General features: G+C 66.8%; 19 protein-coding genes. 6 read left to right on the top strand and 13 right to left on the bottom strand.

Going from position 1 to position 20,124, the window contains the following annotated elements; translation table 11 throughout:
- Nucleotides 1–32: 32 nt before the first annotated feature.
- Entirely contained in the window at nucleotides 33–1,412 is a 1,380-nt protein-coding gene (locus tag EYZ64_RS14585) for a cytochrome P450 (RefSeq protein WP_135454172.1), read from the top strand.
- On the top strand, nucleotides 1,412–2,884 hold the full coding sequence (locus tag EYZ64_RS14580; protein ID WP_135454170.1) for a flavin-containing monooxygenase: 1,473 nt from the start codon (nucleotides 1,412–1,414) through the stop codon (nucleotides 2,882–2,884). The genes EYZ64_RS14585 and EYZ64_RS14580 overlap by 1 nt, the downstream gene beginning before the upstream one ends.
- 4 nt (nucleotides 2,885–2,888) lie before the next feature.
- On the opposite strand, the gene EYZ64_RS14575 is transcribed toward EYZ64_RS14580, so the two are convergent.
- Nucleotides 2,889–3,359 carry an SRPBCC family protein gene (locus tag EYZ64_RS14575; protein ID WP_135454167.1) on the bottom strand — a complete coding sequence of 157 codons (471 nt, stop codon included), beginning with the start codon at nucleotides 3,357–3,359 and terminating at the stop codon, nucleotides 2,889–2,891.
- A 99-nt stretch (nucleotides 3,360–3,458) separates the two neighbouring features.
- Here EYZ64_RS14575 and EYZ64_RS14570 point away from each other — a divergent pair, with 99 nt between their 5' ends.
- Both EYZ64_RS14570 and ppk2 read left to right on the top strand, forming a co-directional pair.
- Complete coding sequence (locus tag EYZ64_RS14570; RefSeq protein ID WP_135454165.1) at nucleotides 3,459–4,061, top strand: TetR/AcrR family transcriptional regulator; 603 nt, start codon at nucleotides 3,459–3,461, stop codon at nucleotides 4,059–4,061.
- A gap of 50 nt (nucleotides 4,062–4,111) precedes the next feature.
- Entirely contained in the window at nucleotides 4,112–4,951 is an 840-nt protein-coding gene (gene ppk2, locus EYZ64_RS14565) for a polyphosphate kinase 2 (protein ID WP_135454163.1), read from the top strand.
- Between the two features lie 274 nt (nucleotides 4,952–5,225).
- Here the strand turns inward: ppk2 and metK are convergent, their stop codons facing one another.
- The 5 genes from metK to mihF form a co-directional block, all read right to left on the bottom strand.
- Nucleotides 5,226–6,425, bottom strand: coding sequence for a methionine adenosyltransferase (gene metK / locus EYZ64_RS14555; RefSeq protein ID WP_135454161.1), 1,200 nt, complete (start codon nucleotides 6,423–6,425; stop codon nucleotides 5,226–5,228).
- A 143-nt stretch (nucleotides 6,426–6,568) separates the two neighbouring features.
- Entirely contained in the window at nucleotides 6,569–7,816 is a 1,248-nt protein-coding gene (gene coaBC, locus EYZ64_RS14550; RefSeq protein ID WP_135454158.1) for a bifunctional phosphopantothenoylcysteine decarboxylase/phosphopantothenate--cysteine ligase CoaBC, read from the bottom strand.
- Between the two features lie 19 nt (nucleotides 7,817–7,835).
- Nucleotides 7,836–8,162, bottom strand: coding sequence for a DNA-directed RNA polymerase subunit omega (gene rpoZ, locus EYZ64_RS14545; RefSeq protein WP_135454156.1), 327 nt, complete (start codon nucleotides 8,160–8,162; stop codon nucleotides 7,836–7,838).
- Between the two features lie 92 nt (nucleotides 8,163–8,254).
- Nucleotides 8,255–8,848 carry a guanylate kinase gene (gene gmk, locus EYZ64_RS14540; protein WP_135454154.1) on the bottom strand — a complete coding sequence of 198 codons (594 nt, stop codon included), beginning with the start codon at nucleotides 8,846–8,848 and terminating at the stop codon, nucleotides 8,255–8,257.
- An 11-nt stretch (nucleotides 8,849–8,859) separates the two neighbouring features.
- The gene (gene mihF, locus EYZ64_RS14535; protein WP_003880790.1) at nucleotides 8,860–9,174 is read right to left on the bottom strand and encodes an integration host factor, actinobacterial type; all 315 of its coding nucleotides are present in this window, start codon (nucleotides 9,172–9,174) and stop codon (nucleotides 8,860–8,862) included.
- 500 nt (nucleotides 9,175–9,674) lie between these two features.
- Between mihF and EYZ64_RS32040 the strand changes: the two genes are divergently transcribed.
- Together EYZ64_RS32040 and EYZ64_RS14525 are read left to right on the top strand one after the other, a co-directional pair.
- Nucleotides 9,675–10,217, top strand: a complete 543-nt coding sequence (locus EYZ64_RS32040) for a hypothetical protein (RefSeq protein WP_167858112.1) — start codon at nucleotides 9,675–9,677, stop codon at nucleotides 10,215–10,217.
- 179 nt (nucleotides 10,218–10,396) lie between these two features.
- Nucleotides 10,397–11,458: a DUF2330 domain-containing protein gene (locus EYZ64_RS14525; protein ID WP_135454152.1), complete on the top strand. Its 1,062-nt coding sequence runs from the start codon at nucleotides 10,397–10,399 to the stop codon at nucleotides 11,456–11,458.
- Here the strand turns inward: EYZ64_RS14525 and pyrF are convergent.
- The 7 genes from pyrF to pyrR are packed head-to-tail and all read right to left on the bottom strand — an operon-like array spanning nucleotide 11,446 to nucleotide 20,071.
- A complete protein-coding gene (pyrF, locus tag EYZ64_RS14520) occupies nucleotides 11,446–12,258 on the bottom strand; it encodes an orotidine-5'-phosphate decarboxylase (RefSeq protein WP_135454150.1) in 813 nt (270 codons plus the stop codon). The genes EYZ64_RS14525 and pyrF overlap by 13 nt on opposite strands.
- 2 nt (nucleotides 12,259–12,260) lie before the next feature.
- Complete coding sequence (gene carB, locus EYZ64_RS14515) at nucleotides 12,261–15,614, bottom strand: carbamoyl-phosphate synthase large subunit (RefSeq protein ID WP_135454148.1); 3,354 nt, start codon at nucleotides 15,612–15,614, stop codon at nucleotides 12,261–12,263.
- On the bottom strand, nucleotides 15,615–16,751 hold the full coding sequence (gene carA / locus EYZ64_RS14510; protein WP_135454146.1) for a glutamine-hydrolyzing carbamoyl-phosphate synthase small subunit: 1,137 nt from the start codon (nucleotides 16,749–16,751) through the stop codon (nucleotides 15,615–15,617).
- A complete protein-coding gene (locus EYZ64_RS14505; protein ID WP_135454144.1) occupies nucleotides 16,748–17,248 on the bottom strand; it encodes a PH-like domain-containing protein in 501 nt (166 codons plus the stop codon). The genes carA and EYZ64_RS14505 overlap by 4 nt, the downstream gene beginning before the upstream one ends.
- The gene (locus tag EYZ64_RS14500; RefSeq protein ID WP_135454142.1) at nucleotides 17,245–18,564 is read right to left on the bottom strand and encodes a dihydroorotase; all 1,320 of its coding nucleotides are present in this window, start codon (nucleotides 18,562–18,564) and stop codon (nucleotides 17,245–17,247) included. The genes EYZ64_RS14505 and EYZ64_RS14500 overlap by 4 nt, the downstream gene beginning before the upstream one ends.
- Entirely contained in the window at nucleotides 18,561–19,517 is a 957-nt protein-coding gene (locus tag EYZ64_RS14495; RefSeq protein WP_135454140.1) for an aspartate carbamoyltransferase catalytic subunit, read from the bottom strand. The genes EYZ64_RS14500 and EYZ64_RS14495 overlap by 4 nt, the downstream gene beginning before the upstream one ends.
- Entirely contained in the window at nucleotides 19,514–20,071 is a 558-nt protein-coding gene (pyrR, locus tag EYZ64_RS14490) for a bifunctional pyr operon transcriptional regulator/uracil phosphoribosyltransferase PyrR (RefSeq protein WP_135454139.1), read from the bottom strand. Before pyrR ends, EYZ64_RS14495 begins: the two co-directional genes overlap by 4 nt.
- Between the last annotated feature and the right edge of the window lie 53 nt (nucleotides 20,072–20,124).

Genomic DNA, 20,124 nt, shown 5'->3' with positions numbered 1-20,124 from the left:
CCCGTCGGTCCTGTCACTCATACGCTGGATTCATGGCGGCTCCGGCGGCGCGACTGAACACGTGGACGATGACCCGCGAGGCCATCACGGTCGGATTCAGCACCGACGGCGGCTTCCTGAGCCGGACCCAAGGCCGGGACATCACCCGATTCCGCTGCGCAGGAAGACGTTTCGTATCGATTACGCATCCCGAATACATCGACCACGTGCTCCACCAGGCACGTCTCCGCTACGTCAAATCCAACGAGTACGAGCCGATTCGGGCCGCAGCGGGGATCAACCTGCTGACTGACGAAGGCGACTCCTGGGCGGGCCACCGAATGGTCCTGAATCCGACGTTCGCACGCCGTCACCTCAACACGATCGTCGACCTGATGATCGCCCCGATCGAACGGGCCACGACCGAACTCACCGAACAGGGCGACGGCGTGCAGTTCGACATGCACGCGGCGATGGTGGAAACAACCCTGCGGGTGGTCTCCAACGCACTGTTCAGCCAGGATTTCGGCCCGATCGTGCACAGCATGCGAGACCTCACGACGCGTGGACTCAGGCGTACCGAACTGCTGGCCAGACTCGGGCTCTTGGGCCTGCTCCCCCGTCCGGTCTACGACGCCATCGCTTCGAGCACGTTCTCCGGAATCCGGCTGCCACCACCGCTGCGCGAAGGCCAACGGATCGCCCTGGCCCTGGATGGCGCGGTGAACACCGTGCTCAACGATCGAATCGCCCACCCCACAGAATCGGCCGACCTACTCAATGTGTTGTTCGGCGCCGACGACGGAACCTGGCCACGCCGGCGCGTCCGGGACGAGGCACTGACGTTCATGCTCGCCGGGCACGAGACGACGGCCAACGCGATGGCCTGGTTCTGGTACCTGATGGCACGCCATCCCGACGCCCGGGACCGGATGCTGACCGAGGTGGACGAGGTTGTCGGTGCAGGTCGTCCGACGGCCGCCGACCTGACCCGGCTGCCGTGGACCACCGCGTGCCTGCAGGAGTCACAGCGGTACTACTCCGCGGTGTGGATCATCGCTCGCGAGGCCGTCGAGCCCGACGACATCGACGGCCACCACATCCGTCCGGGTACCACGGTGATCATCCCGATTCACCAGATCCACCACGACAGAAGGTGGTGGCCCGATCCGGAATCCTTTGACCCCAGCCGTTTCCTCGGCGATGCGACCAAAAGCCGCCCACGCTCGGCCTATCTCCCCTTCGGCGGTGGACGCCGCATCTGCATCGGACAGAGTTTCGCTCTGATGGAGATGGCGCTGATCGCCGCGATCATGAGCCGACGGTTCGTATTCGATCTCAATCCTGGTCACTCGGTGGAGTTGGAGGCTACGTTGACGTTGCGACCCAAACACGGCGTCCACATGATCGGACGCAGCCGGGAGGTGGCTTGATGCCCGACTTTCACACCCTCATCGTCGGCGCCGGCTTTTCCGGCATCGGCGCCGCGATCGCCTTGGACAAGGCGGGGCTGCACGACTATCTGATCCTGGAGGCCGGGGACGGAGCCGGCGGCACCTGGTTTTGGAACACCTATCCCGGTGTCGCCGTGGATATCCCGTCGTTCTCCTATCAGTTCTCGTTCGAGCAGTCGCGAAAATGGTCCCGCACCTACGCCCCCGGTAGTGAGCTGCGGGCCTACGCCGACAATTGCGTCGACAAGTACGGCCTGCGGTCCCGGATCCGGTTCGACACCACCGTCGCCCGCGCGGTCTTCGATGACGACGAGAACCTGTGGCGGCTCGATCTCGGTTCGGGTGAAGCGCTCACAGCTCGGTTCCTGGTCAACGCCAGCGGGGTGCTGACCATCCCGAAGCTGCCCGACATCGACGGCGTGGACTCCTTCGCCGGGGTCACCGTGCACACCGCCCGCTGGGACCACACCCTGGATTTGACGGGCAAGCGGGTGGCAATCATCGGCACCGGCGCGTCCGCGGTGCAGGTGATCCCCGAGATCGCACCGAAGGTCAAGCAGCTCACCGTGTTTCAACGCACGCCCATCTGGTGCTTCCCGAAGTTCGACGTGCCGATCCCGCCGGTCGCCCGCAGGCTGATGCGGCTGCCCGGCGGCCGGACGCTGCACCGGCTGATCAGTCAGGCGTACGTGGAGTTCACGTTCCCGCTGGCCGCGCAGTACTTCACGATCAACCCGTTCGCCAAGCGGGCCGGCGCGGCCGGCCGCGCCTACCTGCGCCAGCAGGTGCGCGATCCGGAGGTGCGCGACAAGCTCACACCGCGGTACGCGGTGGGATGTAAGCGACCCGGGTTCCACAACACCTATCTGGCCACATTCAACCGGGACAACGTCCGGCTGGTCACCGAACCGATCGACAAGGTCACCGGTTCGGGTGTCGCCACCACCGACGGTGAGAGCCACGACGTCGACGTGCTCATCCTGGCCACCGGCTTCAAGGTGATGGATGTCGATGCGCTGACCTTCGACATCGTGGGGTCGGGCGGACAGTCGCTGAGCGAGTTCTGGGAGCGGCACCGGATGCAGGCCTACGAAGGCGTCAGCGTTCCCGGTTTCGCGAACTTCTTCTCCGTGATGGGCCCATACGGCTACGTCGGGTCGTCGTACTTCGCGATGATCGAGGCCCAGACCCGCCATCTGGTGCGGTGCATCGAGCAGGCCGACCGCCGGACCGCCCGCCGCGTCGAGGTCCGCCAGGAGGCCAACGACCGGTACTTCGCCGAGATGATGCGCAAGCGTCACCGCCAGATCTTCTGGCAGGACAGCTGCAGCCTGGCCAACAGCTACTACTTCGACCGCAACGGGGATGTCCCGCTGCGGCCCGCCACCACATTCGAGGCGTACTGGCGCAGCCGGAGCTTCCCGCTGGACGACTACGCGTTCACCTCGTAGCCATTCAGGACTCGGCGCATGCCTTGATGGCGGTGAGGGTCTGCTCCATTCCGACTTCCAACAAGTCGGTGAACGCCTGCTGTCCGCCGAGGTGCGACTCGGTCAGTTCGAGCGAGAATTCCGATATCCCGTCGGGGGTTTCGCGCCGTTGTATGAGCACGGCGGCGTCGTCGTCAGCGGTGATCGAGAACGACCAGATCGTGTAATTCTCGGCGATTCTGAAGGCGATCTCGTTCTCGGGGGCATACCGCACCACCTCACCATGTGTGATCCACTCGAGCTCGCCGAGGCGGTTGAGGTTGGTGAACGTGGATCCGAGCCGGATGTCATCGTCGGGACCTCGCAACTTCACCGATACCACCTGCGGACTCCACTCCGGCATGCGACGCACGTCACGGATGACGTCCCAGAGCGCGGAAGGTGTCGTATCGATGGTGATCCGGCGTTCCAGTAGCGCCTTGAAGCCGGTGGCCATTGCTTCTCCAATCTATACGACCGATCGGTCGTGAATAGGTTCGTGCTGACCGTACGCGACCAGGCCGTCCCACGTCCACGGTCTGACTACTGTGAACTGATGACAGCCTTGCCTGCAGCTGACGGGCGCCGGGTGCGCGGTGACGCCACCCGCCGGCTGGTCGCGCGTACCGCAGCGGACGTTGCGACCACGCACGGCCTGGACGGGATCACCGTGGGTGGTCTGGCCGCGTCGACCGGGCTGAGCAAGAGTGGAATCCTCACGGTCTTCGGCAACCGCGAGGCGATTCAGCTGGCCGCGGTGGCTGAGGCGCGCCAGGTCTACATCGACGTCGTCATCCGTCCCGCACTGAGCGCTGCGCCGGGAGCCGCACGGCTCGACGCCCTTCTTGATTCGTGGCTGGCATACCTGCGCGCCGAGGTGTTCCCCGGGGGCTGTTTCGTATCGGCGACTTCGGTCGAGTTCGGGCATCGCACCGGAGCCGTGGCCGACGCGGTGCGGAACCTGAAGCGGGAGTGGCTGGATCTGCTGGAAAACGAGTTCTCCGTGGCGGGTTCACCTGATCCTGCGAAAGACGCCTTCCGGGTCGACGCCTACCTGTGTGCGGGCAACACACGCCGCGAGCTGTTCGGCACCGATACCGGGCTGGAGTGGGCACGTGGACTCGCGGGCGGCCTCGTGCAGCGCTACCGACAGGCGTAGCAGACGTCGTACTGGCCGGTTCGCGGTGACCGGCGTCTTAGGATTTGGACATGGGTGCAGGATCCGACGATGAAACCGCCGCCAAGAAGAAATTGTCGAACAAGGTGTACGAAGCCGAGTTGTTCCGGCTGCAAACCGAATTCGTGAAACTGCAGGAGTGGGTCAGACACACCGGCGCCCGCGTGGTGGTGGTGTTCGAGGGTCGCGACGCCGCCGGCAAAGGCGGCACCATCAAGCGGATCACCGAGTATCTCAGCCCCCGCGTCGCCCGGGTGGCGGCACTGCCGGCGCCAACTGAACGCGAGCGGGGCGAGTGGTACTTCCAGCGATACATCGCGCACCTGCCCGCCAAGGGCGAGATCGTGCTGTTCGACCGGTCTTGGTACAACCGCGCGGGTGTCGAACAGGTGATGGGTTTTTGCACGCCGCAGGAACATCAACTGTTCCTGCGCCAGACGCCGATTTTCGAGCAGATGCTGGTCGAGGACGGGATCCTGTTACGGAAGTACTGGTTCTCGGTATCTGACGATGAACAGTTGCGTCGGTTCCGGTCACGGCTGGACGACCCGGTCCGACAGTGGAAGCTCTCGCCGATGGATCTGGAATCGGTGTATCGCTGGGAGGACTACTCGCGGGCGAAGGACCAGATGATGGTTCACACCGATACCCCGCAAAGCCCTTGGTACATCGTCGAATCCGATGTCAAGAAGCACGCGCGGCTCAACATGATGGCGCATCTGCTGTCCACCATCGACCACCATGATGTAGAGCGGCCGCAGGTGACACTGCCGGAACGGCCCGTGCAGAGCGGTGATTACCGACGCCCGTCGCGCGACCTGGCCCGATATGTCGACGATCACGTGGCAACGCTGATCGGGGACCGAGAGTAGGGCCTACGGCACCAGGGCTCCAGCTCTTGCGGCGGAAGAGTGGCGTGCCCTCGAACGGGTTCCAGCTGGTGCTGCCACGGGTGGCGTGGAGGAAGTAGGCCCAGTTCGCGGTGCTGGAGTAGAGCACGCCGTTGTCGGTCACCGCGTGTATAGCTAGCTGTCGAGTCAGATCCGTGTTTGCTTGCGCCCGTGTGGTTCCGGTCTCTAAACGCAGTCAAGCCGCCACAGTCAGTGGCGGCTTGACATAGGAGCTACTGCTCTGCGAAAGAGGCGGCTAGACCGAAGCCTTCAGGTCGTCGACCTTGTTCAGCTGCTCCCAGGGCAGTTCGATATCGGTACGCCCGAAGTGGCCGTACGCCGCCGTCTGGGCGTAGATCGGCCGCAGCAGGTCCAGGTCGCGGATGATCGCGCCGGGGCGCAGATCGAACACGCTGCTGATGGCCTTCTCGATGCGGGCCGGGTCGACGGTCTCGGTGCCGAAGGTCTCGACGAACAGACCGACCGGGGCGGCCTTACCGATCGCGTAGGCCACCTGCACCTCGACACGTTCCGCCAGCCCGGCGGCGACGATGTTCTTGGCCACCCAGCGCGTCGCGTACGCGGCCGAACGGTCCACCTTTGACGGATCCTTGCCGGAGAAGGCGCCGCCGCCGTGGCGGGCCCAGCCACCGTAGGTGTCGACGATGATCTTGCGGCCGGTCAGACCGGCGTCACCCATCGGCCCGCCGAGCACGAACTTGCCGGTCGGGTTGACCAGCAGGCGGTAGTCCGACGTATCGAGGGTCTCGTGGCCGAGGTCGGCCAGCACGGTGTTGACGACCTTCTCCCGGATGTCCGGGGTCAGCTGACCGTCGAGGTCGATCCCGTCGGCGTGCTGGGTGGACAGCACCACGGTGTCCAGGCGCACCGGTGTCGTGCCGTCGTACTGGATCGTGACCTGGGTCTTGCCGTCCGGGCGCAGGTAATCGAGCACCCCGCCCTTGCGCACCTCGGTCAGCCGGCGCGCCAAGCGGTGGGCCAGCGCGATCGGCAGCGGCATCAGCTCCGGGGTGTCGCTGATCGCGTACCCGAACATCAGGCCCTGATCGCCGGCACCCTGGGCGTCCAGGGGATCCCCCGCGCCCTCGACACGCGCCTCGTGGGCGGTGTCCACACCCTGGGCGATATCGGGCGACTGGGCGCCGATGGCGATGTTCACACCGCACGAGGCACCGTCGAAACCCTTGGTCGACGAGTCGTAGCCGATCTCGAGGATGCGGTCACGCACGATCTTCGGAATGTCGGCGTAGGCGGAGGTGGTGACCTCGCCGGCGACATGCACCTGGCCGGTGGTCACGAGGGTTTCCACCGCGACCCGCGACTTGGGATCCTGCTCCAGCAGCGCGTCGAGCACCGAGTCGCTGATCGCATCACAGATCTTGTCGGGGTGTCCTTCGGTTACCGACTCACTGGTAAACAGGCGACCTTGGCTCACGGTCTGCTTCCTTCCTTGCCGATCTGAAAAGTTCTCAGTCTCAAAACTACTTAGTTAGGCGAATAATATCTATGCCCTGTTGCACCCAAGCGCGTGGGACGCAAATGCGCAACCCTTATCCGCATCTTGGTACGGACGTCGGATCACCCGTCGTGCGTGCCCAGAAACGCCGCGATCGAGTCCACGATACGGGTGGCCATCAGAGTCTTCGAACCGTGCTCGAGTGCGACCTCGGCACCATCGGCGCTCAGCAACCAACCGTCATTGTGGTCGACCTCGAACGCGCGGTTCTCCCCCACTGCGTTGACCACCAACAGGTCGCATCCCTTGCGCTGGAGTTTGGCCCTGGCATGGAACAGCACATCGCCGTTGGCGTCGCCGGTCTCGGCAGCGAAACCGACGATGGCCCGCATGTTCGGCAGCTGCCCATCGGCGCGGGCCCGCACCGCCCCGGCGAGCACGTCGTCGTTGCGGACGAGGTCGATGGAGCTGGGCTCGGACGCGCCGCCCTTCTTGATCTTGCTGGTGGCCACCTGCGCGGGCCGGAAGTCGGCGACGGCCGCGGCCATCACCAGGACGTTGGATTCCGGGGCGTACTTCGTCACCGCGTCACGCAATTGCGCGGCCGAGCCGATGTGCACCACGTCGACACCCGCCGGGTCGATCAGACCTGCGGTGTTACCCGCGACGAGCGTCACGTCGGCGCCGCGCTGGGCCAGGACCCGGGCCACGGCATATCCCTGCTTGCCGGAGCTGCGGTTGCCGATGAACCGCACCGGATCGAGCGGTTCGCGCGTACCGCCGGCCGTCACCAGGGCCTTGACCCCGTTCAGGTCGTAGGGCAGTGCGTCGGCCCGCTCCAGCAGGAGCTGCGCGAAAGTAACGATCTCTTCGGCCTCGGGTAGCCGCCCCGCGCCGCTGTCGGCCCCTGTGAGCCGGCCGGATGCGGGTTCCAGCACCACCGCGCCCCGACGGCGCAAAGTGGCCACGTTGTCGACGGTGGCCGGGTGGAACCACATCTCGGTGTGCATGGCCGGGGCGAACAGCACCGGACATCGCGCCGTCAGGAGCGTTGCGGTCAGCAGGTCGTCAGCCCGGCCGGCCACCGCGCGAGCCAGCAGATCGGCGGTGGCGGGTGCGACGACAACGAGATCGGCCTCCTGGCCGATACGGACGTGCGGAACCTCGTGCACGTCGGTGAACACACCGGTGTGCACGGGATTGCCCGACAGGGCCTCAAACGTGGCGGCTCCGACGAAGCGCAGAGCCGACTCGGTGGGCAGCACACGCACCGAATGACCGGCCTCGGTGAGTTGACGGACCAGGGTGCACGCCTTGTAGGCGGCAATGCCGCCGGCCACACCGACGACGACTCGCTTGCGCGCGCTCACGTGCCCGGCCCTGGCCTGGCTACTCGCCGCCCTCGGTGTGCTCGAGCAGGTCCTCGTGGATCTCCCGCATCGCGATGGAAAGCGGCTTCTCCTGCAGACCGGGCTCGACCAGCGGGCCGACGTACTCAAGGATGCCGTCACCCAGCTGGTTGTAGTAATCGTTGATCTGACGCGCGCGCTTGGCTGCGTAGATCACCAGCGCGTACTTGCTCGACGCGCGGGACAGCAACTCGTCGATGGGCGGGTTGGTGATGCCCAACGGTGTGTCATAGGCGCTGGCAGCGGACGAATCGATACCCAAGTCGTCCGCAGCGGCCAGCTGCGCGTCGGCGTGCGGGGTGCTCACGAAAAAGTCTCCTGGCGGTTAGCGAAAATGCGTTTAGTGGACAGCGTGCAGGTGGCTCGCGGACCCGATCGCGTCGGTCCCGGCACGATGAGTCATCGGCTGTCCACCAGCAAGGATACCAATTCAGCGCATGCGGTATCCAACTGGCGGTTTACGACTACCTGGTCAAAGTCGGACTTCGCGGCCATTTCGGCCCGCGCTGTCTCTAATCGCCTGGCCATCACCTCGGGCGTCTCGGTGCCCCGGCCGGACAATCGGCTGACCAGTTCGTCCCAGCTCGGCGGTGCCAGGAACACCGATATCACCTCGGGCATGGCCTGCTTGACGGCTCGCGCCCCGGCCAGATCTACCTCGATGAGCACCGGGCGCCCGGCCCGGGTGGCGTCGCGCACAGGCTGGGCCGGCGTTCCGGAGCGGTGCAATCCGCCATGGATGTCGGCCCATTCGAGCAGCTCACCGTCATCGATCAGCTGCTGGAATCGTTCCGCGGACACGAATATGTAGTCGACACCGTCGACCTCTCCCGGCCGTGGTGCCCTGGTCGTGACCGAGACAGAGAAATACAGGTCGGGAAGCCGCTCCCGCAGACAGCGGACCACGGTGGACTTCCCGACGGCGGAGGGACCGGACAACACGACGACCGGAGCCGTCGCTGTGTGTTGTCCAGCCCCTCTACCAGCGGTCAATGCGGGGGCCTCTACTGGTCGAACTTCTCCAGGAGGGCCTTGCGCTGACGATCACCGAGGCCGCGCAGACGGCGGGTCGGGGCGATCTCCAGCTCGGTCATGATCTCCTGCGCCTTGACCTTGCCGACCTTGGGCAGGGCCTCCAGCAGCGCGGAAACCTTCATCTTGCCCAAGACCTCATCGGTCTCGGCGTCGGTGAGCACCTGCTTGAGGTTGGTGCCGCCGCGCTTGAGTCGATCTTTGAGCTCGGCTCGCGCTCGACGTGCGGCGGCAGCCTTCTCCAACGCTGCCGCGCGCTGTTCGTCGGTCAACTGGGGAAGGGCCACGGGTTCCTCCGTCTCCTGGCGATTCTTCTTCGGCCATCTCTTGTTTTTTACGGCTGGAGTGCAAACCAGCCAGCGACGACGAACCTACCCACGCTGGCTGACGAAAGCGAACGCCACCCCCTGGTTACGGCGCTAAAAGCCCAGCGTGTAGTGCGCGCACGCGACACCCCGTTTCCGTCCGAAAACGCCGTCTGGCATCGCCCCGGCCACCACATCGGGCCGGATATTCCTGCAAGTCAATGGTTTTCGAGCGATCGACAGCTAACTACTCAGGCGCCCGGTACCGGTTCCGACACCACCGGACCCGGTTACCGCCGGGTATTCGAGAAAATTTTCGCTGGTCACGGCGTGTCGGGCGTGTCGGAGCCGGTGACGCGCACGTCGGGTGGGTGCATTTCACAACGCCTAGCCCGCGCCTAATTGCCACAAAGCAATTACACAGCTTGGCTAAATAGCCTTCACAGGGTCGGGAATCCATGACCCCCGAAGGGAAGCTGGATATGAACATCAAGCGTCTGACCTGCGCTTCTGCCCTCGTCGTAGCGCTCGGAACCGCCACCTTGGCGGCGGGAGCCGGCGTGGCAGCGGCCCAACCCGGACCGCCGTGCGGTTTCGGCAATTGCCAGGGGCCGGGCGGGCCGGGTGGACCGGGAGGACCGGGAGGACCGGGAGGACCCGATCGTCCCGGCGGCCCAGATGGACCAGGCGGACCTGATCACCCAGGCGGCGGACCCGGCGGCCCGGGTGGACCGGGAGGCCCCGGTGGACCCGGCTGGCCGGGCGGACCGGGTGGCCACGACCGACCGGGAGGTCCAGGCGGACCCGGCTGGCCCGGTGGGCCTGGCGGGCCGGGCGGACCTGGCGGGCCGGGCCCATGGGACAACCCGCCCCCACCTCCGCCGGACATGGCCTGGCGCGGGATCGACCAGGGCCGCTTCGATCACCAGCCGTTCAACTACAACGGCCACTGGGTGTCACCGTTCTTCAACCCGCAGTTCAACAACTGGGGCTTCTGGTTGTTCGGGATCTGGATTCCACTGTGACCCGGTGCGCCGCACCGTATCTGGCAGCGCGCTGACCAAACCGGTTGCATCCGAGCAATTCTCGTCGGAGGGACCGGGCCGCCCGGTGCGGCAAACCGTGCAGTGCTGACGAAAAGGCGGACCGCCACCCACGCGGTCCGCTTTTTCCGTTCTGTTGATGCCTTGCGACCCCATACGATATGACCGTGATCCGGTCTGTCAGTGCGGTCCTCATCCTGTTGTTGATCGGGCTGACAGCGAACGTCGCGGCCCCGGCCTGGGCTTGTGGATGCGGCGCATACATCCCCGACCGTGAGGGCGCCAGCGTCGCCGACGAGCGCGCCCTGGTCGCGTGGGACGGTGTCACCGAGGACATCCTGATGTCGTTCAACGTGCGGGGCAGCTCATCGAAGGCGGCCTGGATCATGCCGGTGCCGTCGGAAGCCGAAGTCACGCTCGGCGAACCGGCGGTCTTCAGCGCATTGTCCGCACTGTCGGCACCACGTATCGAGTACCACGACTCCTGGTGGCCGAGGTTCGGTTGGCTGTCGACGTTGTTCTCCCAGCGCGCCGGCGGCCTTGTCAGCGCTGCCGCTCCCGACAGGGTGACGGTGCGCAGCCAGCAGCGACTCGGGCCGTTCAACGTCACCCGGCTGGCCTCCGACGATCCCCATGCTCTGGCCTCGTGGTTGTCCGAGAAGGGATTTCCGCAGCCGCCCAGCCTGGCCGACAACCTCACGCCCTACGTCGCCGGAGGTTGGGAGATCGTCGCCATTCAGCTGTTTCCCGACGCCGCCGGCCAGTCCCTCACCGGCGATCTGCAGCCATTACGGTTGTCGTTCGCCTCCGGCACCGTGATCTACCCGATGCGCCTGTCTCGCGCGGCGAAACTTCCGCTCGCCGTCGACCTGTACGTGCTGGCCGACCACCGGATGGATCCGACCGCCCTCCCGGTCTCCGGACGCAACCCCGAGTTGCAGTTCGCCGGACGCATATCGAGCCGGATGCGCGAGCTCGATCCGTATCTCGAAGCGGGTGACTACCTGACCCGGTGGACCGACACGATCGACTCCCCCGCGTCGATCGACGGCGACTACGGCTTCGCCGCTGCCGCGGCGGACGACGACTACCGGGCCGTGATCTACCGCGAACGGGATCGGGGCGACCTCACCGGCCTGGCCCTGCTGGTGGCTGCCGGCATCGGTGCCGTGGCCGTCGTCGTACGGGTGGTGAGGGTCGGCGGCCGCCGTCAGGCGAGATAGGCAACTTCGTCGCGCAGGCGCTCGGCCGCCGCACGCAGATCCGCCACCGCCGGGCCCGCCCGCAGCACCTCGCGCGACACCGTGGGCAGCACCAGCCGGGCCCCGCCGAATCCGCCCAGCGCATCGGCGCGCCCGCCCTGAGCTCCGACGCCGGGCACCAGCACCGGCCCACCGAGCGCGCTGAGATCGGGCAGTTCGGTCACCGTCGCCCCGACCACCACACCCACCGAGCCGATGGGCCGGCCGGCAGCCTGGTTCACCGCGGCCACATCGTCGACGACGGACTGCGCCACGGTGCGTGACCCGGCCATGGCGCGCTGCACGCTCGCCCCCTCCGGATTGGAGGTGGCGGCCAACACGAACACGCCCCGGCCATGGGCCGCGGCCATGTCCAGCAGCGGCTGCAATGAACCGAAGCCCAGATACGGCGATGCGGTCACCGCGTCGGCCGCCAGCGGCGAGTCACCGGCCCAGGCCGCGGCATAGGCAGCCATGGTCGAGCCGATGTCCCCACGCTTGGCATCGGCCAGCACCAGCACCCCGGCCTCGCGCAGGGCAGCCATCGTGCGCTCCAGCACCGCGAAACCCGCCGAGCCGTAGGCCTCGAAAAACGCCACCTGCGGCTTGACCATCGCGAAGCCGGCGAATGCCGTCACGCAGATGTCGCTGAACGCGGCCAGACCGTCGGCGTCGGCGGACAGCCCCCACGCCTGCAGCAGCCCGGGGTGCGGGTCGATGCCGGGACACAACGGCCCCCGCTCGGACACCGCATCGGCGAGCCGTTGCCCGAAAGCCTCCATGGTCAGCGCGATTCCAGCTCGCTGTGCAGTTCCTGCAGTGACATCACGCCGATATCGCCGCGGATACCCGCCTCGATACCCTGCACCGCGGCCGAGGCGCCCTGCACCGTCGTCACGCAAGGAATGTTCATCGACACTGCGGCCGAACGGATCTCGTACCCGTCGACGCGCGGCCCGGAATTTCCGTACGGCGTGTTGATGACCATGTCGACCTCGCCGGCCTTGATGACGTCGACCGCGGACGGCAGATCGCGGCTTCCACTGGGTGGCTCAGAGTGCTTGCGCACCTCATCGCAGGGAATGCCGTTGCGGCGCAGCATCTCTGCGGTGCCCTCGGTGGCCAGCACCCGGAATCCGAGATCGGCCAGGCGCTTCACCGGGAACACCAGCGAACGCTTGTCGCGGTTCGCCACCGAGACGAAGACGGTGCCCTCGGCCGGCAGCGACCCGTAGGCCGCCGTCTGGCTCTTGGCGAAGGCGGTGCCGAAGTCGTGGTCGATGCCCATCACCTCGCCGGTCGACTTCATCTCCGGTCCCAGCAACGAATCGACCTGAGCCCCGTCGGCACGGCGGAACCGGTGGAAAGGCAGCACGGCTTCCTTGACCGCCACCGGAGCGTTGCGGGCAATGTTGGCCCCATCGCCGGTCTTGTTCAGCAGCCCTTCCGCACGCAACTCGGCGATGGTGGCACCCAGCATCACCCGGGCACAGGCTTTGGCCAGCGGCACCGCGGTGGCCTTGGACACGAACGGCACGGTACGGCTGGCGCGGGGGTTGGCCTCCAGCACGTAGAGCACGTCGTCCTTGAGCGCGTACTGGACGTTGAGCAGTCCGACCACGCCGATTCCATGGGCGATGGCCTCGGTGGCGCGGCGCACCGCTTCGATGTCGCTGCGGCCCAAGGTGACCGGGGGCAATGCGCAAGCCGAGTCACCGGAGTGGATACCGGCCTCCTCGATGTGCTCCATGATGCCGCCGATGTACACCTCGTTGCCGTCGCACAGCGCGTCGACGTCGATCTCGATCGCGTCCTCCAGGAACCGGTCGACCAGCACCGGGTGTTCCGGGGACAGCTGGGTGGCACGGGCGATGTAGCCCTCCAGGGTCGCCTCGTCGTAGACGATCTCCATGCCGCGCCCACCCAGGACGTAGGAGGGACGCACCAGCACCGGGTAACCGATCTCGGACGCGATCCGCCGGGCCTGCTCGAAGCTCGTGGCGGTGCCGAATCGCGGGGCCGGCAGGCCCGCGTTGACCAGAACCTCACCGAACAGGCCTCGGTCCTCGGCCAGGTCGATCGCTTCGGGTCCGGTGCCCACGATCGGGACTCCGGCGTCCTCCAGGCGCTTGGCCAGGCCGAGCGGGGTCTGTCCGCCGAGCTGCACGATCACACCGACGACACCGGGACCGGTCCCGTCCTCACCCTTACCCGAGGCGTCCTCGGCGTAGTAGACCTCCAGCACGTCCTCGAATGTGAGGGGCTCGAAGTACAGCCGGTCGGCGGTGTCGTAGTCGGTGGAGACCGTCTCGGGGTTGCAGTTGACCATCACGGTCTCGAACCCGACCGAACTCAACGTGGTCGCGGCATGCACGCAGCTGTAGTCGAATTCGATGCCCTGGCCGATCCGGTTCGGGCCGGAACCCAGGATCAGCACCTTGGGCTTCTCGGTCTGCGGGGCGACCTCGGTCTCCGCGGCGGGATCGAGCTCGTAGCTGCTGTAGTGGTACGGCGTCTTGGCGTCGAACTCGGCAGCGCAGGTGTCGACGGTCTTGTACACCGGGTGGATACCGAGGCGGCGGCGCAGCGCGCGCACGCCCGACTCGCCGGCCAGCTCCGGCCGCAGCGCGGCGATCTGGCGATCCGAGAGCCCGCTGTGCTTGGCCCGCCGCAGCAGGTCCGCGTCGAGCACCGGCGCTTCCAGCAGCTCGACCCGCTGCGCGACCAGACCGGCGATCTGCTCGATGAACCACGGGTCGACGCCGGAGGCCTCGGCCACCTGCTCGACACTGGCGCCCAGGCGCAGCGCGTGCTCGATGTCGTAGAGCCGGCCGTCCACCGGGGTGCGCAGACCGGTCAGCAACTGCTCGACCGTGACATCGGGGTCCGGGCCGGTCCAGAACCCGGCCCGGCTGGTCTCCAGCGACCGCATCACTTTGCCGAGGGCCTCGATGAAGTTGCGGCCCAACGACATCGCCTCACCGACCGACTTCATCGTGGTGGTCAGCGTGGCGTCGGCGCCGGGGAACTTCTCGAATGCGAACCGCGGTGCCTTGACCACGACGTAGTCCAGCGTGGGTTCGAAGCAGGCCGGAGTTTCCTTGGTGATGTCGTTGATGATCTCGTCGAGCGTGTAGCCGATGGCCAGCTTCGCCGCGATCTTGGCGATCGGGAAGCCCGTCGCCTTCGATGCCAGCGCCGAGGACCGCGACACCCGCGGGTTCATCTCGATGACGATCAGGCGGCCATCGCTGGGGTCGATCGCGAACTGGATGTTGCAACCGCCCGTGTCGACGCCCACCTCGCGCAGGATCGCGATACCCAGGTCGCGCATCTTCTGGTATTCACGGTCGGTCAGTGTCATCGCCGGCGCGACGGTCACCGAATCACCGGTGTGCACGCCCATCGGGTCGAAGTTCTCGATCGAGCAGACCACCACGACGTTGTCGCGGCTGTCGCGCATCAGCTCGAGCTCGAATTCCTTCCACCCATAGATGGATTCCTCGATCAGCACGTTCGCCGAAGGCGAGGCGGCCAGGCCGTCACCGGCCATCCGCTCGACGTCCTCGGCCGAGTACGCCATGCCGGATCCCAGCCCACCCATGGTGAACGACGGGCGGACGACGACGGGCAGTCCAAGCTCGGCGACGGTGTCGCGGACCTCGTCCATGGTGAAACACACACGGCTGCGGGCGGATTCACCACCCACCTTGGCGACGATGTCCTTGAACTTCTGCCGGTCCTCGCCGCGTTGGATGGCCTCGAAGTCGGCGCCGATGAGTTCGACCCCGTACTTCTCGAGCACACCGTTCTCGTGCAGGGCCACCGCGGTGTTCAGCGCGGTCTGCCCGCCGAGGGTGGCCAGCACGGCGTCGATCTTGTTGCCGCGCTCGGCCTGCTGGACGATGACCTTCTCGACGAAGTCCCAGGTGATCGGTTCGACGTAGGTGTTGTCGGCGTACTCGGGGTCGGTCATGATCGTCGCCGGGTTCGAGTTGACCAGGCTGACCTGGATGCCCTCGGAGCGCAGCACCCGGCAGGCCTGGGTGCCCGAGTAGTCGAACTCGCAGGCTTGGCCGATGACGATCGGGCCGGACCCGATCACCAGCACGTGGTTGAGGTCAGAGCGACGTGGCATCTACTTCTCTCCTGCCATCAGGTCGACGAACTGGTCGAACAGGTACTCCGCGTCGTGTGGTCCGGCCGCGGCCTCCGGGTGGTACTGGACTGAGAACGCCCGGCCGTCGGCCAGCCGGATCCCTTCCACCACACCGTCGTTGGCACAGGTGTGGCTGACCTCGGCTGCGCCGAAGGGGGTGTCGAAGGTCTCGCCCGCTTCGCCTTCGAGCGCGAAGCCGTGGTTCTGGGCGGTGATCGCCACCCGGCCGGTGATGTGGTCGATCACCGGGATGTTGATGCCGCGGTGGCCGAACACCATCTTGTAGGTGGACCTGCCCAGCGCACGGCCCAGGATCTGGTTGCCGAAGCAGATGCCGAACAACGGGATTCCGGCACTGAGTACCTCGCGGGTCACCGCGACGATGTGGTCGGCGGTGGCCGGGTCACCGGGGCCGTTGGACAGGAACACCCCGTCGGGTTTGAGGTCGGCGATCTGATCGAAGGTCACCGACGACGGCAGGACGTGGCTGCGGATCCCGCGCCGGGCGAAGTTGCGGGGGGTGTTGGTCTTGATGCCCAGGTCAACCGCGGCGACCGTAAACCGGTGACCGCCTTCGGGTTCCACGATGTAGGAGCTCTCGGTGCTGACCTGACCGGCCAGATCCGCGCCCAGCATCGAGGGCTGGTCGAGAACGCGGGCCACCAGCTCGTCGGTCCCCGCCAAGGCGGCGCCGGAGAACACCCCGGCCTTCATCGACCCGCGCGTGCGCAGGTGGCGCACCACCGCCCGGGTGTCGATCCCGGCGATGCCCACGATGCCCTGCCGAACCAACTCGTCGTCGAGAGTTCCGCTGGCCCGCCAGTTCGACGCACGCGGCGAAGGGTCGCGCACGGCGTAACCGGCCACCCAGATCTTGTCGTCACGGCTTTCGCCGTCCTCGGTGTTCCAGCCCGTGTTGCCGATCTGCGGAGCGGTCGCGACCACGATCTGGCCGTGGTAGCTGGGATCGGTGAGCGTCTCCTGGTAGCCCGACATGCCTGTGGAGAACACCGCCTCGCCGAGGGTCTGCCCGACCGCCCCGAACGTCGTACCGGTGAAGACGCGCCCGTCCTCGAGTACCAGGACCGCCTTTTCGTTGCTCTTGTTGCTCGTCATGCCTCTTCCTCCAGCCAGCGGTCGTACTCTGCGCGATTGTCGGCACGGAACCCGGTATCGATCTCGGTGCCCGAGGGCAGCCGCCACCTGATGGCCAAGATTCCGTCGTAAGTCAGTGCCTTGCCTGCGATTCCGCGTTCAGTCCTGATCGCGGTGACCGACTCGGCAGGGATCCAGATCGGCCCGGCACCGCTGCGCTGCATCATGATTCCCTCGGGATAGCGGGTCAGCACCGCCTTGGTGCGAAAGCCCAGATCCCCCGCGGCGACCTTGTCGTTCCAGTGCGGAACCAGCGTGCTGCCGACGTACATCCCTTTGGTGGCCGCGATCGTCGCCGCACCGACGGTGTCGGGCAGCGTCGGCAGCGTGCCGATCAGCTCGGCCTGGCGCTGCGCACGATGCAACCAGCCGCGCATCATCTGCCGGATCAGGAACGCGATCAGCACGGCCAGCACGGCGGCCAGCACCAGCGACGCGATCAGCGTGGGAGTGTTCAACGCGGACACTTCCCGTCCAGGGCGGTGATCTTGCCGCGCAGCAGCGTGGCGGTCACGGTCGCCGGCAGCGTCATCGATTCGAAAGGCGTGTTGTCCGAGCGGCTGGCCAGCTCGTCGCCTTCCACCGTCCAGGTCGCGTCGGGATCGATCACGGTGAGGTTGGCGGGCTCCCCCACCTCCAGCGGCCGGCCCTGATCGGGCAGACCGACGATCGCAGCGGGCGCCTCGCTCATCACCTTGGCGACGCCGCGCCAGGTCAGCAGGCCGGGACGCACCATGGTTTCGGCCACCACGGACAGCGCGGTCTGCAGGCCGAGCATGCCCGGGCGGGCTACCGAGAACTCGCAGCACTTCTCGTGCTCGGCGTGCGGGGCATGGTCGGTGGCAACACAGTCGATGACGCCGTCGGCCAGGGCCTGACGCAACGCCACGGCGTCACTGGATTCCCGCAGCGGCGGGTTGACGCGGTTGCGTCCGTCATAGCTGGCCAACCGGCCGTCATCGAGCAGCAGATGATGCGGGGTGACCTCTGCGGTGATGGAAATACCTTGTGCCTTGGCCCATTTCAGCAACTCCACGGTGCCGGCGGTGGACGCATGGCAGATGTGCACCCGGGCGCCGGCGTCACGGGCCAGGATCGCGTCCCGGGCCACGATCGACTCTTCGGCCGCGCGTGGCCAACCCGCCAAACCCAGCCGGGCCGCGTTCGGCCCTTCATGGGCGACGGCGCCGACGGTCAGCCGCGGCTCTTCAGCGTGCTGGGCGATGAGCACGCCGAGGCCGGTGGCGTACTCCAGCGCCCGCCGCATCACCAGCGGATCGTCGACGCACAAACCGTCGTCGGAGAACATCCGCACCTGGCCGACACCATCGGCCATCAGGCCCATCTCGGTGAGCTGCTTGCCTTTGAGGCCGACCGTGACCGCACCGACCGGGTGCACGTCGACCAGGCCCACCTGCTGGCCGCGGTTCCACACGTGGTCGGTGACCACCGCGGAATCGGCGACCGGATCGGTGTTGGCCATCGCGAACACCGCGGTGTAGCCACCCAGAGCCGCTGCGGCGGAACCTGTTTCGATGTCCTCGGCGTATTCGCGGCCGGGCTCGCGCAGATGGGTGTGCAGATCGACGAAGCCAGGCAGCAGCACCTGGCCGGCAGCTTCGATCACCTCGGCATCCTCGGGAGCCTTGAGGGCCGAACCGATCTCGGCGATCTGCCCATCGGCGATCAACACGTCGAGCGCGTCACCCTCACCGTAGAGACGGACCCCGCGGATGAGGACCGGCGGATTCGAGCCTGCGATGTGTTTCGTCATACGCTGATCGCCTCCCGATCCGCGCCCACCAGCAGATGGAACAGCACCGCCATCCGCACGTGAACACCATTTGAAACCTGTTGCAGAACGGCCGATTGCGAGGAATCGGCGACCGGGAACGCGATCTCCATGCCGCGCAGCATCGGTCCCGGGTGCAGCACCACGGCGTTGCCGGGCAGCATGGCCTGGCGCTTCTCCGACAGCCCGTAGCGCACCGAATACTCACGTGCGGACGGGAAGAACGCACCGTTCATCCGCTCGGCCTGGACCCGCAGCATCAACACCGCGTCGGCGGCGGGCAGTTCGGCATCGAGGTCGTGCGACACCGTGACCGGCCACCCGGACACCCCAACCGGCAGCAGCGTCGGCGGCGCGACCAGCACCACCTCGGCACCCAGGGTCGCCAGCAGCGACACGTTCGACCGGGCCACCCTGCTGTGCAGCACGTCGCCGACGATCACCACACGCTTGCCCTCGATGGAGCCCAGGCGTTGGCGGATGGTCAAGGCGTCGAGCAGCGCCTGGGTCGGATGCTCGTGCGTACCGTCGCCGGCGTTGATCACGCTGGGTCCGCCGCCGCCCTCCTCGGCGGTCCATTCGGCGAGCTGCTGAGCGGCACCCGAGGCCGGGTGGCGGATGATCAGGGCATCGGCCCCGGCCGCACGCAGGGTCAGCGCGGTGTCGCGCAGCGACTCCCCTTTGGCCACAGAGGATCCCGAGGAGCTGACGTTGATCACGTCGGCGCTCATCCACTTCCCCGCGACCTCGAACGACACCCGGGTCCGGGTGGAGTTCTCGTAGAACATCGTGATGACGGTCCGGCCGCGCAATGTCGGCAGCTTCTTGACCTCACGGCCCAGCAGCGCCTCACGGAAGCGGTCGGCGTCATCGAGGATCGCCGTCGCGTCATCCCGGGTGAGATCCTGCGCCGATAGGAGATGACGTGTCGTCATTTCGAAATCACCACCCCATCACGGTCGTCATCCTCGGACAGCAACACATGGACACTCTCGGTGCGGGACGTCGGCACGTTCTTACCAACGTAATCGGCGCGGACCGGCAGCTCCCGGTGGCCGCGGTCGACCAGCACCGCGAGCTGCACCACCCGCGGACGGCCGATGTCGCGCAAGGCATCCAGCGCCGAGCGCACCGACCGCCCCGAGTACAGGACGTCGTCGACGAGGATCACCACGGCGTCATCGATGCCGCCGGGCGGGATGGACGTTGCCGCCAACGGCCGCGGCGGCTTGAAGTTGAGGTCGTCGCGGTAGAGCGTGATATCCAAGGCACCGACCGGCAACGCCACATCGGCGAACTCACTGATCTTGGCGGCCAGGCGCGTGGCCAGCGTCACGCCCCGCGTGGGGATGCCGAGGAGAACGACCCGCTCACGTTCGGCGGGATCGTCAAGAGCGGTCTTTTCGATGATCTGATGGGCGATCCGGGAAATGGTGCGGCCGACGTCCGCCGCAGACAACAATTCCCGGTCGGCACTTGAAGAGCCCATGAGGTGACCCTGACCTCCTTCTCCGCCTCTCGGGACGGATCGTTAAAGGACGT

Origin of the sequence: Mycobacterium sp. DL99, from assembly GCF_004762045.1 — a bacterium.
In the GTDB taxonomy this organism is placed as follows: Bacteria; Actinomycetota; Actinomycetes; order Mycobacteriales; family Mycobacteriaceae; genus Mycobacterium.
The sequence above is the reverse complement of the archived record's forward strand: the minus strand, read 5'-3'. Positions and strand labels throughout refer to the sequence as shown.